Raw genomic sequence first — 16,745 nt, forward strand, 5'->3', positions numbered from 1 at the left:
GTTTAGACTGCTACGTTATTTTCTCGGAGCGCATCATTTAAGGATGTCTTGAGATCGGTAGAAGCCTTTCTTTGACCAATAATCAAAGCACAGGGAACTTGGAAAGTTCCTGCAGGGAAGTTTTTGGAAATTGAACCTGGAATTACCACGGATCTTGGCGGCACATAACCTTTATATTCCACAGGTTCCGCCCCAGTCACATCAATGATTTTGGAACTTGCCGTCAAGGTCACTCCTGCTCCGATCACAGCTTCTTTTCCGATTCTCACTCCCTCAACAATAATAGCACGAGACCCGATGAAAGCACCGTCTTCTACTATCACAGGAGCTGCCTGAACCGGCTCCAAAACACCACCTATTCCGACTCCACCACTCAAATGAACATTTTTGCCGATCTGCGCACAGGAACCGACTGTGGCCCAAGTATCAACCATCGTGCCACTGTCCACATATGCACCGATATTAACATAACTTGGCATCATCACTACTCCTGAAGCCAAAAAAGCACCGTATCGGGCCACAGCATGAGGAACCACCCTTACGCCCTGCTTGGCATAATTCGTTTTGAGAGCCATCTTATCATGGAATTCAAAGGGTCCCACTTCTATGGTTTGCATCTTCTGAATTGGGAAATACAGGATTACTGCCTTTTTCACCCAATCATTTACCAACCAAGAACCGTCTTCAGCTGGCTCGGCAACTCGGATTTTTCCGGCATCCAAGTCAGCAATTATAGTTTTTATGGCAATTTCGGTTTCTTTTTCTTTCAGCAATTCTCGGTTATCCCAAGCTTTTTCAATGATGGTTCTGAGTTCCATTATTTTATTTTAGTTTCGTTTATGAGTCTTTTTGAGGCAAAAGGAATTTCCATTTTAATCGCATCTACACTGAAACCGGTTAAGGATACGCGTGCCTATGAAAAGCTAGCCCTTTCGCTAGGCGAAACAAATAAATACCGCCTAAACATCATAGGGTTTTCTTCGAAAAAGCCCAAATCTGACCATCAAATCCGATTCTTTTTGGCTATGAGTGATTATCATTCCAGATGGGATCGAATCGCAGCTCAATGGAGACTGATTAAGCGCTTGTTCCAAATCCGCCCATCTGTTCTTATTTGCTGCAGTTACGAGTATTTATGGATCGCCTCTTTTTGCAAAAGAATTTTTGGCTACAAACTAGTGTATGACGTTCAGGAGAACTACGTTGCAAATCTTGACCTGAATCCAAACCTTAACGCCAGTCAAAAAAACAAGCGGATATTACTCATCCAAAAAGCTGAATCCGTCCCGGGAATTGACTTATACCTATTGGCAGAAAGATGTTACGTACAGGAAATGCCGGAGAAGTCCCCCTATCTGATTCTTGAAAATAAATTCTCAGGAGAAATCATTCCCACCTCCCCAAAATCCTTTAAAGGGAAAAGAAAATTCAAGTTTGTAGTAGCGGGCACCTTGACTCCAGCTTATGGCATATTGGATGCTGTTCAGTGGTTTTCTCTGATAAAAAAAGCCTATCCAGAAAGTGAACTTTGGATTGTTGGTCATGTGCCTTTGCTAGATTTTAAAGTCCAATTAGAAGAATTTTCAAAAAGAATCTCGGGAATACAACTAAGAATTAGCACTGAACCTATTCCGCATTCGGAGATTCTTGAATCCATGCAGGCTGCGGATTTCGCGCTAGCTCCCTATCAGCTTCATCCGGCAATACTGAATAAATATCCAACCAAATTTTTTGAATGCGCGGCCTTGGGCATCCCCTTACTCTTTACAGGTAATCCTATCTGGGAAAAGTTCTTCCAAACTTTCCAGGGAGGTTTCGGATTGGATTTTACCAATCAGGAAAATGCACTAGCCACTTTTCAACAGGCTTTGACCTTATCCTACTTTTCCACACCGGTTCCAAAAGAAGTATTGTGGACAAGTGAAAAGCTTCATTTCCAAGAAGCTATCCAAAATCTCCTCGCCTAACTCAATCCAGTTCCTTCGCTTTTGGTGGAAAAGTGTGAATACTTATCCACTTTACGCCCTTTTCAGACACTCATTTTCCAAGAATGGAAACTGGATTTTCTTGCTCAAAAATCAATAATCCGCCAGCTAAGCTCGATTTTAATATACTGTATTACAGTATTTTATAATATTTTTAGCGCTAGACTAAAATATTTTTTAGACATGCCTAATATCCAAAACACAGGTATTTTAAGGTTTTCCACAAGTGATTTAGATTAGAGTAAATTTATTTTTAGGATTGCCTAATATATTTTTTATATTTGGCTTATTATTAATCCTACCCATGGAACTGACTGTATCTGAAGAGAATTACCTGAAAGCCATCTATCACCTATCAGAGGGCGGGAAAAAGAGTGTATCCACGAATGATATTGCCGCCGAAATGAAGAATAAGCCTGCATCGGTAAGCGATATGCTTCGTAAACTGGGAGAAAAAGAGGTTATAGAATACCGGAAATATTATGGGCTACAGATCACCGAAACCGGAAAAAGATATGCCCTACAGACGATTCGAAAGCATCGATTATGGGAAGTATTTCTGGTTGAAAAGCTAAATTTTGCCTGGGACGAAGTGCATGAAGTGGCAGAACAATTGGAGCACATCCACTCTCCCCTATTGATCCAGAGACTGGATGCATACCTCAATTATCCCAAATTTGATCCTCACGGAGACCCGATTCCAGATGAATTTGGTGATGTAAGATCACGACCTCGAGTTCAGCTCAATGAAATGGAAGTCAACCAAACCGGACAAATCGTCGCTGTGGAAGACAGCACTCCAGCTTTCCTCAGGTACCTAGACAAGGTTGGGGCGTATATCGGCGCAAGAATCAAAATCCTAGACAAAGTGGAGTTTGACGGCTCTGTGGAAATCCTCGTGGACCAAAAGAAAACCATCTTTATGTCCAAGGATGTAGCTTGTAACATATTGGTGATACAATCATGAGAACCAAGTTCATTCTTGCACTTTTGATGCTTCTCTCCCTATGGGGGTGTAAACCCGTTGAAAAAGAAACCCGGAGCAAGCCTCTGATCGTGGCCACAACCAGTATTTTGGCAGATGGGATCAAAAATTTGGTGGGCGATTTGGCCGATGTAAAGGCGCTGATGCCCGCGGGAGTAGATCCACACCTTTACAAAGCCTCAGTCAGAGACTTGGATCTGTTGACCGAAGCCGATTTGGTGATCTACCATGGGCTTTACTTGGAAGGCAAAATGACAGAAATCTTCGAAAAACTGGCTTTGAGTCAATCTCTCATCAATGTATCCAAAGGCATTCCCAATCAATTACTTATCCGTTCAGGACCGGAGGCACATAGCGTGGATCCACACGTCTGGTTTGACATTAAACTTTGGTCAAAAGCATTAGCCTACAGCGCCGAAGAAATCCAAAAATGGAGACCTGAATGGGAGTCAAGCCTTAAATCCAATTCAACCCGATACCTCCAACAGCTTGAGGAATTGGACCTTTTGGCTCAAACCAAAGTCAATGAATTGAAGTCAAAAAATCAGGTTTTGGTTACTGCACACGATGCATTTGCCTATTTTGGAAAATCATATGGAATTCAGGTTTATTCACTTCAAGGACTTTCCACCTTGAGTGAACCGGGATTGAGAGATTTAACCGAGCTAGTTAAAATTATCCAAGAGCATCAGGTAAAGGCCATTTTCGCAGAACAGACCATTTCCCCAAAAGCCATTCGTGCTGTGGCAAATGCAGCCGCTGAGCGAAACCAAAATGTAGAGCTTGCCGGACCTCTTTTTACCGACAGCTTAGATGCTCCGAATACCCCTGCCGGCACGTATATCGGGATGTTTCAGACCAACCTATTCACCATTTACGAAAACCTATTGCCATGGTCACTCAAATAGAAAACCCTGTTTTGGAGATTCATGATCTGACAGTCAGCTATGACCAAACTCCAGTACTATGGAATGTTGACTTCAGCCTTCCTGCCGGCAAACTCATTGGCATTCTAGGTCCAAACGGAGCAGGAAAGTCCACTTTGATCAAAGCTATCATGGGACTCATCCCTCCTACTTCCGGTTATGTGAAAATTTTCGATAAACCCATCAATGATGTGAGAGCACGAATTTCATACGTACCACAAAGGGAATCTGTGGATTGGAATTTTCCTGCCTCGGTGCTGGATGTGGTGTTGATGGGTACCTATGGCAAACTAGGGCTTTTCAAGCGACCAGGGCGAAAGGAAAAGGAACTGGCCATGGAATGTTTAGAGCAAGTCGGAATGACGGGCTTTGTAAACCGCCAAATCTCTGAGCTTTCCGGAGGACAGCAACAGCGTGTTTTCATTGCACGAGCTTTAGCCCAGCAGGCGGATTTATATTTGATGGACGAACCATTTGCCGGAGTGGATATGGCTACTGAAACAGCCATTTTCCAGCTTTTAAGAGACATGGCAAGTTCAGGAAAAACAGTTTTGGTAGTCCATCATGACATTCACTCGGCCATGAATTTCTTTGATTGGGTCATCATGCTCAACCTTCATTTGGTAGCATCAGGCCCTAAAAGTGAGGTAATGACCGAGGAATTGCTTCGAAAAACCTATGGAGGGAAGTTGAATCTTCTGACTAAAGTCACCGACCTGATCAGTAAAAAGGAATTTAACCCACTGAAAAGCTGACATGGAAGACTTTGTTTATTTCTTCACATTTCAGGATCCCTCCATCGCTTGGGTGGTCATTGGTATAACGCTTCTGGGGATTGGTTCGGCCTATGTGGGAACTTTTTCCTTTTTGGATAAAAAGGCCCTTTTGGGAGATGCCATCTCTCATTCCGTACTTCCCGGTATTTGTTTGGGGTTCATTTTGGCTGGAGAAAAGAACCCTCTTTACATCGTAACCGGAGCTTTCCTTGCTGGGGGCTTGGCTACGTTTTTGAGTTCCTGGCTGAAAAAGAACACCAAACTATCCGAGGATTCAATCATAGCTACAATACTGTCCGTCTTTTTTGGATTTGGAATTGTGATGCTGACGGCCTTGCAAAAGTCCGGAAATCCAGAAATTGCAGGTTTGAATTCCTTCATTTTTGGAAATGCCATCGGAATCTCAGAATTCGATTTGATGATTTATGGAGGACTCTCCCTGACCATAATTCTAGTGCTTACAGTCTTTCTAAAAGAATTTAGACTGATGGTTTTCGATCCTGCTTTTGGCAGAGCGATTGGTTTTCCAATAAATGGAATCAGATTCTTATTCAATGTCCTGATGATTTTGGCAGTAGTGATAGGAATTCAGGCAATCGGAGTAGTCTTGATGGCAGCTTTGCTGATCACCCCCGGAGCTGCTGCAAGATTTTGGACTGACCGTCTAAACTCGCTTTTGATCTTGGCGGCCTTATTTTCGATTTTGTCAGGCATATTGGGCACCTACATTTCCTTTGTCATTCCTCAAATGCCTACCGGCCCTTGGGTGGTGGTTTTCCTATCCCTCTTTGCTTTGATTTCTTTTCTGGTTTCTCCCAAAAGCGGAATTATTTTCCGGTATCTCAAACGGAAAAATTACTTGAGAAAAACACATCGAGACCATCTTTTGAAGTCTCTTTACAAGGCATTGGAAGAAGGACAAAAAGGTCTGCTCATTGATAAAATCTATGAGCTCTACCCTTTCCAGAAAAAGGAAATTCACCAGTCTATCATCGATTTAAATAAAGTTGGCTATATATATAATAATCAAGGAATTATAATTCTAACTGATTCAGGGGTTACAGAAGCAATGAGAGTGGTTCGATTACATAGACTTTGGGAACTTTACCTCAATGAATCCCTAAAAATCGCGCCGGATCATGTTCACGAATCCGCTGAACAAATGGAACACTTGCTTACGCCGGAACTGGAAGAATTGCTGGAGAAGCGACTCAACTTCCCTAGCCTGGATCCACATCAAGAAACTATCCCCCGAGAAAAAAATGACCTTCGATAGCAATGCTTTTCTTATCATTCTGACAGGAACCCTGATCGCTATTTCCTGTGGGTTTTTGGGAGTATTTATGATGCTCCGCAAAATGTCTATGACCGGAGACGCTATTTCCCATGCAGTTCTTCCGGGAATCGTCATTGGGTATTTTGTCTCTGGAAGCCAACGAAGCCTAGAAGTGATTATCGGTGCAGGTTTATTGGGGATTTTGGCTACCCTTATGATTGAAGGCCTCCGAAAAAAAGCCAAAGTCCAACTGGATGCTTCCATTGGAATCACCTTCACCCTTCTATTTGCCATCGGGATTATCTTGATCAACATGTTTGCCTATAAGGTTGACTTGGATCAGGAATGTGTACTCTATGGGGAAATAGCTTATTTACCCATTGACCTTTGGATCACCAAAAGCGGTTTGAATTTAGGTCCTAGAATCACTTGGTTGGCAGGCCTGAATCTTCTTTTTGTAGGCGTTTTTATCTATCTGTTATTTAAGGAGTTGGTATTAACTAGCTTCGATGAAAACTTTAGCTCTGTAATGGGCATTCCTGCTAAGGGTGTCAACTTAGCTTTGATGAGTATGGTCTCCTACACCACAGTGAGCAGCTTTGAATCTGTGGGAGCCATCTTGGTAGTAGCACTGCTCGCAGTTCCGCCAGCTACCGCTTTCCTTTGGACAAAAAGTTTGAATTCTCTTCTTAAACTCACTGCTGCTCTAGCCATTTTGATTTCGGTTTTGGGATATTACCTTGCTTTTTGGATGGACAGCTCCATCGCTGGAATGATGGTGACAGTAGCAGGAGGATTTTTCTTGGCAAGCGCTTTGATTAAAGGTAAAAAACCATCCTGGTTTAAAGGAACTCCCAAAGAGAGTAAACCGTTAGGAATTTGAACATGAAGAAGATGAAATTTATAGCCCTGGTATTCTTGGGATTAACATTAAGCCTAACTACTCAGGCTCAAATCAAATGGATGAAGTTTGAAGAAGCTGTGGCGATGAATGCTAAAAACCCCAAAATGATCCTAGTGGACGTTTATACCGATTGGTGTGGCTGGTGCAAAAAAATGGATGCCGAAACTTTCACCGATCCGAAGGTGGTCGATTACATCTCAAAAAACTTTTATGCTGTCAAAATGAATGCGGAGGATACCCAACGTACCTTTGAATTCATGGGCAAAACTTATAACGAAGCTCAAATGGCTGCAGCGATGCGGGTAAACTCCTACCCTAATTTCGTTCTGATAGAGCCCAAACTTCAAAACATCGCCCAATTGCCCGGATACCGACAGCCGGAACAATTTATCTCCGGACTGAATGAATTGCTGGAAAAAGCATTTAGAATCAAACCATGAGTTTCAACCTTTCTGAGCGAGAAGACACCATCATCGCCTTAGCCACTCCACAGGGAGTTGGTGCCATTGCAGTCATCAGACTTTCCGGAAAAGACGCCATAAAAGTCACCAATGAGGTCTTTTTGGGGAAAAATCTGGAAGAGCAGCCCTCGCACACCATTCATTTTGGAACCATACGAGATGGGGAAAAAATCATCGACGAAGTTTTAGTTTCCATATTTAAAACTCCCAAATCATTTACCAAGGAAAATGTGGTGGAAATCTCCACCCATGGCTCTTCCTACATCATCAATCAAGTCATCAAACTATTTGTCCGAAAAGGGATCCGTCTGGCAAAACCAGGTGAATTTACTCAGCGGGCATTCCTCAATGGACAATTTGACCTTGCTCAGGCAGAAGCAGTAGCAGATTTGATTCACGCCGATTCTGAAACCAGCCATCAGGCTGCTCTCAACCAAATGAGAGGTGGTTTTTCCTCTGAAATTCAGGAATTGAGAAATCAACTGATTCACTTTGCTTCCATGATCGAATTGGAACTGGACTTTGTCGAGGAGGACGTAGAATTCGCCAGCCGAGATGATCTGCGCTTATTGGTGGAAAGGATCCTGAGAATTGTGGAAGAGTTAATTCTCAGTTTCGATTTAGGAAATGTGATCAAAAACGGGATTCCAACAGTGATTGCCGGAAAGCCCAATGCAGGAAAATCCACCCTACTCAATGCCCTGCTCAATGAAGAAAAAGCTATCGTTTCCGATATCGCAGGCACAACTCGAGACTTTATCGAAGACGAAATTTCTCTTGGTGGCGTGATCTTCCGATTTATTGATACCGCAGGACTTCGGGAAACGACAGATACCATTGAAGCGATTGGCGTGAGCAGAACTCAGGAAAAAATGAAGACCGCTTCCCTGATCCTTTATCTGTTTGACTTGAGTGATACAGACCTTGTCGAGATCAACCGGGACATCAATAAACTGGAAAATTTGGGAGTCCCTTTCTTGAAAGTAGCGAATAAAACAGATAAGGCTAAGGAGAATATTATCAAAGAGTTAAACGAAAAGCATCCGGACACTATTTTTATCTCAGCGGGTAAAAAAGAAAACCTGGAAGGCCTAAAAGCGAAGATTCTGGAGCTGGTAAACTTGGACAAATTCAGAACCGGTAACACCATTGTCACCAATATCCGACATTACGATTCCTTGACTAAAACCAGAGAATCCCTCCTAGAAGTTTTAACTGGACTGGACAATGAAGTGACCAATGATTTCTTGGCGATGGATATCCGCAGAGCCTTGCACTATCTCGGAGAAATTACCGGGCAAGTGACTACTGATGACTTGCTAGCGAATATCTTTTCGAAGTTTTGTATCGGGAAGTAAGAATTTCTACTTATCAGCCGAACTCAATACGCATACCTCCGAAAAAATTCCTCTGTGTCTTTAATTTCTTCCAATCCCAAAATCCAGCAGACTTCGCTTAAATCTGAAAAGTCCAAGCCATTTTCTTCTATCGCATTGTTGTTGTATCTGCCTTCTACTCCATTGTATTTTAGCCCAATTTCTACTGCTAAATCCCAAACTGATCTCAGTTTAGAATTAGAAATCTCACTTTTCCACTGAGAATATCCAGGAGTACGGAATCCTGGTGTGCCATTTCCTACAGCATTTCCATCCGGGATTTTATGGTAGTCTATAGTGGCTTTGATGAATTCAAGGCTGCTTTTGGAAGTAACTTCTTCGTTCCAATTGCTGTGCTGCACTACGTGAATTCTTTCACGTAGATTCAAATCAGGTCTGGCTATTTGCAATTCCCTGACCAGCCTCGCAGTAAAATCCGACTGTCCAGCCTCTGCTATCCAGACATCTCCCCCTGATTTGAGGGTCTTCATGGCCTTTTTCAATACCACTTTCAGGGCTCTATCCGCATCCTCATGTGCATCCGCCCATTTGCTTCCAAAAGCTAGATTAAGAACCTCGTTGGGAGACACGTAAAGCCCTTCCTGAATTCCATAAGTACCCGCCACCGGGTAATAATTGATTTTTGAAAAATCTGGATGAGACATCAAAGTAAAAAATGCCGCTGCGGTATGAATATCATCCACGTCTGTTTTGCAGTCCATTTGAACAAGCAATAAGTCCTTTTCTATATCAAATCTCCCCTCTTTCAAAGGAAATGAAAGGCCAAAAACATTAGAGACCAAAACCGATAACCCGATTGCAAAAAAGAGAGCATTATTTTTTTTCATAGGTGGATATACTTTAAATCATTAAAAAATTACCAATATCCAGCGAGAAATCATGCATAAAACCTCCTGAACTTGAATTAACTGAAACCCAAAGCAATCAGGAGCCTTTTTCCTAAACCAGAAATCCATAAAAAAAGCCCAATGAAATTCATCGGGCGTTTCCAGTCAATCAAACCTATTGCAATTTATTTAGAAGTACTATTTGGGCTATACTGAATTAGGTTTTTTTCTGGAATGGAGGCAAAGGCCGGTGCAGCCATAAAGCCTGAAGATGCGAGAATGGTAGATTTGAGCTAATCTCGACGAGAAAATGATTTGGACATGAGTTATGCAGGTTTGGTTATATTCTTCTGGAAAAAGCATGAACTCAAACTTTACTAGGGTAAAGCAGAATTCGACCAGGTTACTTTGGGCTAAATCAGATTTTAAACCTGATTTTTAAAATTTGACACAATATGTAAATTTTTTGATCACTTTTTAAACCTATTTTTTAGAAAACTTTATTTTTTATTCTGAAAGGTATTTTTTTTAAACCCATATCCCCAATAAAGATCATTTTACTGAAGTAAAAAGTAGTGTAGCAGCCCTCCAAAAATTCTATGCCTTCTCAGATGAAATTGAATCACTTATTATCAAAGACTTACAACCAGAAATTTTTTCTTTTTCAAGCTAATTTATTTGGAAAGTTGTTTTTTGTATTTCATAATTCCTAAAATGAATAATATATTGTTTTTTAATTTTTTTCAAAATTTTATTTTGATATATTATTCTTTTATCCTAGTTTTCAATGGTTTATGCGGGATAAGACAAATTTCCTCCCATAAAAACCAAAGAATTATTGTCACTCTAACCATTTCATTGATTATGAAGCTGGGAATTTTAGGCGGGACTACTCTCGCGAATACATTGGGAAAAAAATATATCCACGCAGGACTAACCGTGGTTTTTGGAGTAAGGCATGATTTTGATACCGAAAATGAAGAATGGAAAATGCTCAATCGGCTTCGAAATCGGATCTGTCCTTATGAGTCTGCTATAATCCAAGCAGAAATTATTTTAATCTGCTGTGAAAATTCGAGCCTGCAGGAAATCTGTGCGGCCTTGGAGAATGTGGATACCCATGGAAAGCTACTGATTGATTGCACGGAGTCTCATCACGATGATAAACTGGCCGTCTCTAACACCAGAATGATCAAGAAAGCCGCTCCAAAAGCACATCTATTCGGCGCATTTAATAATCTCGGAATCGATTATCCCCTTCATGATCCACTCAGGAAAATCAAGGAAACTTACTACTGTGGTGAAGATATTCCTGACAAAATCAGAGTAAAAAGGCTCATAGAATTGATCGGGTTTAAAGCCATTGATATTACCAACAAGCAAAATGAAGAATTGACGGAGCAGTTTTGTCTTCCCAACGCCAAATTATCCGGGAAAACCAGTAAATCCTCTGCGCGTAAGGTCAATTCCGCAGCTTAGTAGGTCTTTCATTTTTTTGAAAATCACCCTTTTTGGCGGAGAAATTTCTCCGCCTTTTTTATTCCTGAGGCAGGATAAAAAACACCAATCCATAGAAATTATTAAAATTTTAAAATTTTATTTCAATAATATTCAGATTAAGTAGATTATATATTGCAATTCAAGTATTTACCTAATTGGATTGATAAAAAATTCTGATTAATTACAAAAAATGAGTGATTGGTTCTAATTTTGAACTGCTTACCCTAAAAACCAGAACTTAAATCTCAATGAACGTACTAGTCATCGACATAGGAGGATCCAACATCAAAATTTTGGCAACCAATCAGCCTGAACGTATCAAAATCCCTTCTGGAAGTGACTTTAAGCCCGAAGATTTAGTGCCCTTGGTCAAGGAAGCAGCCAAAGACTGGCCTTATGAAGTCATTTCAATTGGATTTCCCGGAGTCGTAAAACACGGAGTCATCGTCGCAGATCCGGTAAATATGGGAGGCGGATGGAAAGGTTTTGACTTCGCCAAAGCATTTGGATGCCCTGTGAAAATCATCAATGATGCAGCCATGCAGGCCTTAGGTAGCTATGAAGGAGGAAAACTTCTCTTCATGGGTTTCGGTACTGGTTTGGGGACTGCCATGGTCTATGAAGATCTTATTCTTCCCTTGGAAGGGGGACACCTCCCTTTCAAACTCGGAACATTTGAAAGCCATGTCGGGAATGCAGCCATGAAAAAACTGGGCAAGACGAAATGGAAAGAGATGGTTTATAAGACCATTGAGCACTTTCGCCATTGCTTTCAACCTGACGAAATCGTCCTTGGCGGTGGAAATTCAAAGCTATTAGAGCAAATTCCTGAAAAATGTCGCCTAGGATCGAACAAAAATGCCTTCACTGGAGGTTTCCGCTTATGGGAAAAGACTTATAAAGTTTAATAGGCCCAACTCATCAAATCAGGCAGAATTCAGCCTAAAATTCGCATACAAACCAGCTTTATGGCTCAAGTAAAATCAGACGCCTTGGTATTTTATGGTGCCACAGGTGATCTAGCCTTCAAAAAAATATTCCCAGCTCTCAACATGATGATCAAGAGAGGTAATCTCTCTGTTCCGATCATTGGTGTGGCTCGAGGAGATTATGATTTGGAAAAACTTCAGGAAAGAGCTCGTCAGAGTATTCAGCAGCACGGAAAATACGATGAAGAGACTTTTGAAAAATTCTGCAGCCATCTTCAGTTTGTAGGAGGCGATTATACTGATCCTGAGACCTTTTCAAGAATCAGAAAAGCCTTGGGAGACGCAAAAAACCCTACCCACTACCTGGCAATTCCTCCGGTTTTATTTTCCAAGATTATCCAGCAACTTGACCTCTCCGGTTGTGCCAAAGGAGCCAGAGTAATCGTAGAAAAGCCTTTTGGGACAGATTTTAATTCTGCCAGAGAATTGAATAAGGTACTGCTCTCCAAATTCTCGGAAAGTTCCATTTACAGAATTGACCATTATTTGGGCAAAAGACCGGTGAATAATCTGTCTTTTTTCCGATTTGTAAACTCACTTTTTGAACCGATTTGGAATAAAGATCATATCGAGTCCATGCAAATCACCATGGCGGAAGATTTTGGGATCCAAGGAAGAGGTGCATTCTACGATGTAACTGGAGCCATTCGTGATGTAATTCAAAACCACTTGTTTCAAATTCTCTGCAATTTGACCATGGAGCCTCCAAAGGCTTTGGACTATGAATCTATCCGGGATGAAAAGGTCAAGGTATTGCAGTCCATCGCTCCTCTCAGAGGGCAGGATGTAGTGAAAGGGCAATACAAGGGCTATTTGCAAGAGAAAGCTGTCAAAGAAAATTCCAAGACAGAGACCTTTGCAGCGATTCGACTTCATATCAATTCTCCTAGATGGGAAGGTGTTCCCTTCTACATAAGAGCAGGAAAAAATCTTCCCGTCACCTGTACAGAAATTGTGGTGAGATTTCGTCACCTCCCTTCTGCCTATTCCACTATTGCCACTGAACCGAATTATATCCGTTTTCGCATAAGTCCGGATGTGATTGTGGCAGTTGGTATGTTAATTATGGCACCGGAAGAGGACATGCAATCCGTAATGTCGGAGGTGCAGGGAAATCCAACTCCTTTCCCGAATGAAAAGGATGCTTATGAGCGCGTATTGACTGACGCCATGGCAGGAGATCCTACCCAATTTGCCCGTCAAGACTATGTGGAGGATGCTTGGAAAATCATTGACGATTACTTGGCCTCGGATTGTCCGGTATTTGAGTATGAGCCCGGAACTTGGGGCCCTGAAAATGTAGATGAATTGATCGTTCCTCCCGGAGGTTGGAGCAACCCGGTCGTTAAAAAAAATAAAGCGTGAAAATAGAAAGCCATCCCGACTCATTACAGGTAGCCGAAAGCGCTGCAAAATACCTGGAACAAAAAATCAGAGACTCCATCAAGGAGAAAGGTTCGTTCTCTATGGCAATCAGCGGAGGGAAAACCCCTTGGCAAATGCTGAAGTTGCTGGCCAAAGCACCTTTACCTTGGAGTAGAGTTAATATTTTCCAAGTCGATGAGCGGGAAGCCGCCGATGGACATCCTGACCGAAATCTCACCCAGCTTTTCAAAACCTTGGAAGGCACTGGGATCATCACCAAAGTGAATATTTTCCCGATGCCGGTCGTCGCCGAAAACCTCGAAGAGGCTTGTGCCGACTATGCCAATACGATCAAGGAAATCACAGGAGATGGAATTTTGGACTTGGTGCATTTAGGAATGGGAGCTGATGGACATACGGCTTCTTTAATTCCTGGTGACCAAGTTTGTGAGGTCTATGACAAAGATGTCGCCATGACCGCTAGTCCCTATCAAGGGAGAAATCGCATGACTTTGACCTATCCTGTTATCAATAAAGCCAAAGAAATCCTTTGGGTGATAACGGGCGAAGAGAAAAAGGAAATGGTTCAGAGATTGATTTCCAAGGATCCCAATATTCCCGCCGGGAAAGTCAGTCAGGAAAATGCACTCCTCATTACGGATCAAGTTTAAATTTCAAAAGCCTTCCAAACCGGAAGGCTTTTTTTTGGTGAGCCTCATTGGTTATATTTCAAAAAATTACCCAAAATGCTCAACCTATTTACCCAAGCTCACTCTCTTCCAAACAAAACCGCCATTATAGACCCTTCGGGTTCTTTTACTTTTCAACAACTCACCGAAAGCTCCGATCAAGTAGCCTCTGTTTTACTTCAAGGTAAATCAGACTTGAACCAAAGTCGAGTGGCTTTCATGGTCAGTCCTGGCTTTGATTATGTCAAAACCCAATGGGGAATCTGGAAGGCCGGTGGAATAGCTGTCCCGCTTTGCATCACTTACCCCCTGCCCTCTTTGACCTATGTCTTGGAAGACACTAAGGCAGAAATCCTGATTGTAGGGCCGGAATACGAAGAAATCCTAAAGGAATATGCTGTGGAAAAAGGGATTCGGATGCTTACTCTGCAAGATTTGAAGCAATCCATTTCCAAGAATTCCTTTCCCAAGATTTCCAAGGACAGAGGTGCGATGATCCTGTACACCTCTGGAACGACAAGCCTTCCCAAAGGAGTTTTGACCACCCACTCAAACATAGAATCCCAGATTTCCACCTTGGTGGAAGCCTGGAAATGGAGTTCTGATGATCACACCATCTGCCTGCTCCCACTCCATCATGTTCACGGGATTATCAATGTCGTCTCCTCTGCGCTTTGGTCTGGGGCAAGTGTTCAATTCCTTCATCCATTTAGTGCAAAGGAGGTTTTTGAAGTATTTCAAGAAAGTAAAGTCAATGTCTTTATGGCTGTTCCCACGATTTATTTCAAGCTGATTTCAGAATTTGAATCTTATTCAAAGGAAGCCCAAAATCAATTGCGGGAATGCATGAAACAATTCCGCCTGATGGTTTCAGGTTCTGCCGCCTTGCCGGTTTCGGTGATGGAAAAATGGAAAGAAATCTCCGGTCACTACCTCTTGGAGCGCTATGGAATGACCGAGATCGGAATGGCAATCAGCAATCCTTACGAAGGCCCAAGAAAAGCCGGATACATAGGAAAACCACTTCCCGGGGTTTCAGTAAGACTGGTCGATGAGCAAAATAACCTTATTGACTCAGGCCAAGCTGGAGAAATCCAAATCAAGGGAGACTCTGTTTTCAAAGAATATTGGGGAAAACCCGAGGCAACTGTCAAATCATTCACCAAAGATGGCTGGTTCAAAACCGGCGATATTGCGAAAGTAGAGGACGAATACTACCGAATTCTTGGCCGTGATTCCGTGGATATCATCAAATCCGGAGGGTATAAAATTTCAGCCTTGGAAATCGAGGAAATATTGCGAAAGCATCCTGCGATCAAAGATTGCGGGGTAGTCGGAATTCCCGATGAGGAATGGGGTGAATTGGTGTCGGCTGCTTTGGTCACCCTGGAAGAGGTGGATATAAAAGCTTTAAATCATTGGATGCGGGAGCAAATGCCTGCCTATAAAACTCCTAGAAAATATATCATTTTGGAAGATCTCCCCAGAAATGCCATGGGAAAAGTCGTCAAAAATGACCTGAAAAAACTCTTTTCATGATCCAAGGGCTTGCGGTACTTTCTTTCTCTTTTTTATTGGGCATGTGGTGTGGCGAATTGCTCGGCACCTGGCTGGGTATCGATGCCAATGTAGGTGGAGTTGGTTTTGCCATGATTTTCCTTTTGCTGATCAAGGAATATTTCCAGCAAAAAGGTTGGTGGAATACCGATATGGGTTTTGGAATCGAGTTTTGGAACAAACTCTACATACCCGTAGTCATCGCTATGGCAGCCAGTCTGAATGTAAAAGCGGCCCTGTCTTCTGGCACTTTGGCAATTTTGGCGGGGATCATTCCGGTCCTGGCGGCTTTCTGGGTATTCAAATATTTGATCAAGGCTTTTCCCTCCCTAAATCATGAATGAGTTCAATCTGGTTTTGGATAAGAATGGGCTCGTTGTCGCCTTCCTCATCGTTGGGGCTTTGACTTGGCTGACCAACCTTTTTTCCAAAAAAGTTCTCAATTCCAGAATTCCGGGTTCTGCCATTGCCATATTTCTGGCATTAGTCCTTGGATATTTGGGAGGAGTTTGGGCCGATGGAGAAAAGGGCATCGCTGACATTCCTTTTTTTAAGGGACTAGGAACGCTCGGTGGATCCATGTTTCGGGATTTCGCCATCGTGGCTACCGCTATCGGAGCCAGCTTTATGCTGATCCGGAAAAGCGGATTTTTGGGCCTCATCTCTCTGGTTTTAGGAATTGGAATCTTCTTTACAGTCGGTGCAGCCCTCGCTTGGATCATGGGCTATCGGGATGCGGTAAGCATTTGTACCATTGCTGCGGGTGCCTGCACCTACATCGTAGGTCCGGTCACGGGAGGAGCTTTGGGTGCAAGCTCGGAAGTAATCGCCTTAAGCATAGGCACAGGCGTAGTCAAAACCATTGCCGTGACCATTTTCACCCCCATTTTGGCTCCGAAGATCGGCCTCAAAAGTCCCGGTTCGGCTATGGCGTTTGGAGGAATTATGGGAACTTCCAGCGGAGTTGCGGCAGGCTTGGCAGCTACCGATCCTAAGCTGGTTCCCTATGGTGCAGTCACTGCCACTTTCTACACCGGAATTGGATGTTTGGTCTGTCCATCCTTATTTTACCTGATACTTTCAGCGATTGTGGGCTGAAGAAATTGAA

Annotated in this window: 17 protein-coding genes; 15 read left to right on the forward strand and 2 right to left on the reverse strand. The window is 42.6% G+C overall.

Features of this window, described 5'->3' with window-relative positions; translation table 11 throughout:
- Window positions 1–2 precede the first annotated feature (2 nt).
- On the reverse strand, window positions 3–818 hold the full coding sequence (locus G458_RS0109670; protein WP_026951729.1) for a 2,3,4,5-tetrahydropyridine-2,6-dicarboxylate N-succinyltransferase: 816 nt from the start codon (window positions 816–818) through the stop codon (window positions 3–5).
- Between the two features lie 21 nt (window positions 819–839).
- Here G458_RS0109670 and G458_RS0109675 point away from each other — a divergent pair, with 21 nt between their 5' ends.
- The 8 genes from G458_RS0109675 to mnmE all read left to right on the forward strand — a co-directional run bounded on the left by G458_RS0109675 (window position 840) and on the right by mnmE (window position 8,671).
- On the forward strand, window positions 840–1,967 hold the full coding sequence (locus G458_RS0109675; RefSeq protein WP_026951730.1) for a glycosyltransferase family protein: 1,128 nt from the start codon (window positions 840–842) through the stop codon (window positions 1,965–1,967).
- A gap of 322 nt (window positions 1,968–2,289) precedes the next feature.
- Window positions 2,290–2,952, forward strand: a complete 663-nt coding sequence (locus G458_RS0109680) for a metal-dependent transcriptional regulator (protein WP_026951731.1) — start codon at window positions 2,290–2,292, stop codon at window positions 2,950–2,952.
- Entirely contained in the window at window positions 2,949–3,878 is a 930-nt protein-coding gene (locus G458_RS0109685) for a metal ABC transporter solute-binding protein, Zn/Mn family (protein WP_026951732.1), read from the forward strand. Before G458_RS0109680 ends, G458_RS0109685 begins: the two co-directional genes overlap by 4 nt.
- On the forward strand, window positions 3,863–4,651 hold the full coding sequence (locus G458_RS0109690) for a metal ABC transporter ATP-binding protein (RefSeq protein WP_026951733.1): 789 nt from the start codon (window positions 3,863–3,865) through the stop codon (window positions 4,649–4,651). Before G458_RS0109685 ends, G458_RS0109690 begins: the two co-directional genes overlap by 16 nt.
- Before the next feature lies 1 nt (window position 4,652).
- The gene (locus G458_RS0109695) at window positions 4,653–5,948 is read left to right on the forward strand and encodes a metal ABC transporter permease (RefSeq protein WP_026951734.1); all 1,296 of its coding nucleotides are present in this window, start codon (window positions 4,653–4,655) and stop codon (window positions 5,946–5,948) included.
- The gene (locus tag G458_RS20525; protein WP_051287169.1) at window positions 5,935–6,831 is read left to right on the forward strand and encodes a metal ABC transporter permease; all 897 of its coding nucleotides are present in this window, start codon (window positions 5,935–5,937) and stop codon (window positions 6,829–6,831) included. The genes G458_RS0109695 and G458_RS20525 overlap by 14 nt, the downstream gene beginning before the upstream one ends.
- A gap of 2 nt (window positions 6,832–6,833) precedes the next feature.
- The gene (locus G458_RS0109705) at window positions 6,834–7,292 is read left to right on the forward strand and encodes a thioredoxin family protein (RefSeq protein WP_026951735.1); all 459 of its coding nucleotides are present in this window, start codon (window positions 6,834–6,836) and stop codon (window positions 7,290–7,292) included.
- Window positions 7,289–8,671: a tRNA uridine-5-carboxymethylaminomethyl(34) synthesis GTPase MnmE gene (gene mnmE, locus G458_RS0109710; protein WP_026951736.1), complete on the forward strand. Its 1,383-nt coding sequence runs from the start codon at window positions 7,289–7,291 to the stop codon at window positions 8,669–8,671. The genes G458_RS0109705 and mnmE overlap by 4 nt, the downstream gene beginning before the upstream one ends.
- 23 nt (window positions 8,672–8,694) lie before the next feature.
- Here mnmE and G458_RS0109715 read toward each other — a convergent pair whose 3' ends face one another.
- Entirely contained in the window at window positions 8,695–9,537 is an 843-nt protein-coding gene (locus G458_RS0109715) for a hypothetical protein (protein WP_026951737.1), read from the reverse strand.
- Window positions 9,538–10,401: 864 nt separating this feature from the next.
- Between G458_RS0109715 and G458_RS0109725 the strand changes: the two genes are divergently transcribed.
- From G458_RS0109725 to madM, 7 genes are all read left to right on the forward strand, one after another.
- Window positions 10,402–11,016, forward strand: a complete 615-nt coding sequence (locus G458_RS0109725; protein WP_026951738.1) for an NAD(P)-binding domain-containing protein — start codon at window positions 10,402–10,404, stop codon at window positions 11,014–11,016.
- A gap of 269 nt (window positions 11,017–11,285) precedes the next feature.
- Window positions 11,286–11,945: an ROK family protein gene (locus G458_RS0109735; RefSeq protein ID WP_026951739.1), complete on the forward strand. Its 660-nt coding sequence runs from the start codon at window positions 11,286–11,288 to the stop codon at window positions 11,943–11,945.
- A gap of 60 nt (window positions 11,946–12,005) precedes the next feature.
- Window positions 12,006–13,391 carry a glucose-6-phosphate dehydrogenase gene (gene zwf, locus G458_RS0109740; protein ID WP_026951740.1) on the forward strand — a complete coding sequence of 462 codons (1,386 nt, stop codon included), beginning with the start codon at window positions 12,006–12,008 and terminating at the stop codon, window positions 13,389–13,391.
- Window positions 13,388–14,062: a 6-phosphogluconolactonase gene (pgl, locus tag G458_RS0109745; RefSeq protein ID WP_026951741.1), complete on the forward strand. Its 675-nt coding sequence runs from the start codon at window positions 13,388–13,390 to the stop codon at window positions 14,060–14,062. Before zwf ends, pgl begins: the two co-directional genes overlap by 4 nt.
- 75 nt (window positions 14,063–14,137) lie before the next feature.
- Complete coding sequence (locus tag G458_RS0109750; protein WP_026951742.1) at window positions 14,138–15,619, forward strand: acyl-CoA synthetase; 1,482 nt, start codon at window positions 14,138–14,140, stop codon at window positions 15,617–15,619.
- Window positions 15,616–15,981: a malonate transporter subunit MadL gene (locus G458_RS0109755; protein ID WP_026951743.1), complete on the forward strand. Its 366-nt coding sequence runs from the start codon at window positions 15,616–15,618 to the stop codon at window positions 15,979–15,981. The genes G458_RS0109750 and G458_RS0109755 overlap by 4 nt, the downstream gene beginning before the upstream one ends.
- Window positions 15,974–16,735, forward strand: a complete 762-nt coding sequence (madM, locus tag G458_RS0109760; RefSeq protein WP_026951744.1) for a malonate transporter subunit MadM — start codon at window positions 15,974–15,976, stop codon at window positions 16,733–16,735. The genes G458_RS0109755 and madM overlap by 8 nt, the downstream gene beginning before the upstream one ends.
- Window positions 16,736–16,745: the final 10 nt, after the last annotated feature.

This window comes from Algoriphagus mannitolivorans DSM 15301 (genome assembly GCF_000429425.1).
In the GTDB taxonomy this organism is placed as follows: domain Bacteria; phylum Bacteroidota; class Bacteroidia; order Cytophagales; family Cyclobacteriaceae; genus Algoriphagus; species Algoriphagus mannitolivorans.

Excerpts from the sequence above, each read along its gene's own strand:
- G458_RS0109705 (WP_026951735.1), top strand. The coding sequence starts at position 6,834 with ATGAAGAAGATGAAATTTATAGCCCTGGTATTCTTGGGATTAACATTA.
- G458_RS0109725 (WP_026951738.1), top strand. The coding sequence starts at position 10,402 with ATGAAGCTGGGAATTTTAGGCGGGACTACTCTCGCGAATACATTGGGA.
- G458_RS0109715 (WP_026951737.1), bottom strand. The coding sequence starts at position 9,537 with ATGAAAAAAAATAATGCTCTCTTTTTTGCAATCGGGTTATCGGTTTTG.
- G458_RS0109750 (WP_026951742.1), top strand. The coding sequence starts at position 14,138 with ATGCTCAACCTATTTACCCAAGCTCACTCTCTTCCAAACAAAACCGCC.
- G458_RS0109755 (WP_026951743.1), top strand. The coding sequence starts at position 15,616 with ATGATCCAAGGGCTTGCGGTACTTTCTTTCTCTTTTTTATTGGGCATG.
- G458_RS0109690 (WP_026951733.1), top strand. The coding sequence starts at position 3,863 with ATGGTCACTCAAATAGAAAACCCTGTTTTGGAGATTCATGATCTGACA.
- G458_RS0109675 (WP_026951730.1), top strand. The coding sequence starts at position 840 with ATGAGTCTTTTTGAGGCAAAAGGAATTTCCATTTTAATCGCATCTACA.
- G458_RS0109670 (WP_026951729.1), bottom strand. The coding sequence starts at position 818 with ATGGAACTCAGAACCATCATTGAAAAAGCTTGGGATAACCGAGAATTG.
- G458_RS0109695 (WP_026951734.1), top strand. The coding sequence starts at position 4,653 with ATGGAAGACTTTGTTTATTTCTTCACATTTCAGGATCCCTCCATCGCT.
- G458_RS20525 (WP_051287169.1), top strand. The coding sequence starts at position 5,935 with ATGACCTTCGATAGCAATGCTTTTCTTATCATTCTGACAGGAACCCTG.
- madM (WP_026951744.1), top strand. The coding sequence starts at position 15,974 with ATGAATGAGTTCAATCTGGTTTTGGATAAGAATGGGCTCGTTGTCGCC.
- mnmE (WP_026951736.1), top strand. The coding sequence starts at position 7,289 with ATGAGTTTCAACCTTTCTGAGCGAGAAGACACCATCATCGCCTTAGCC.
- G458_RS0109680 (WP_026951731.1), top strand. The coding sequence starts at position 2,290 with ATGGAACTGACTGTATCTGAAGAGAATTACCTGAAAGCCATCTATCAC.
- G458_RS0109685 (WP_026951732.1), top strand. The coding sequence starts at position 2,949 with ATGAGAACCAAGTTCATTCTTGCACTTTTGATGCTTCTCTCCCTATGG.
- zwf (WP_026951740.1), top strand. The coding sequence starts at position 12,006 with ATGGCTCAAGTAAAATCAGACGCCTTGGTATTTTATGGTGCCACAGGT.
- G458_RS0109735 (WP_026951739.1), top strand. The coding sequence starts at position 11,286 with ATGAACGTACTAGTCATCGACATAGGAGGATCCAACATCAAAATTTTG.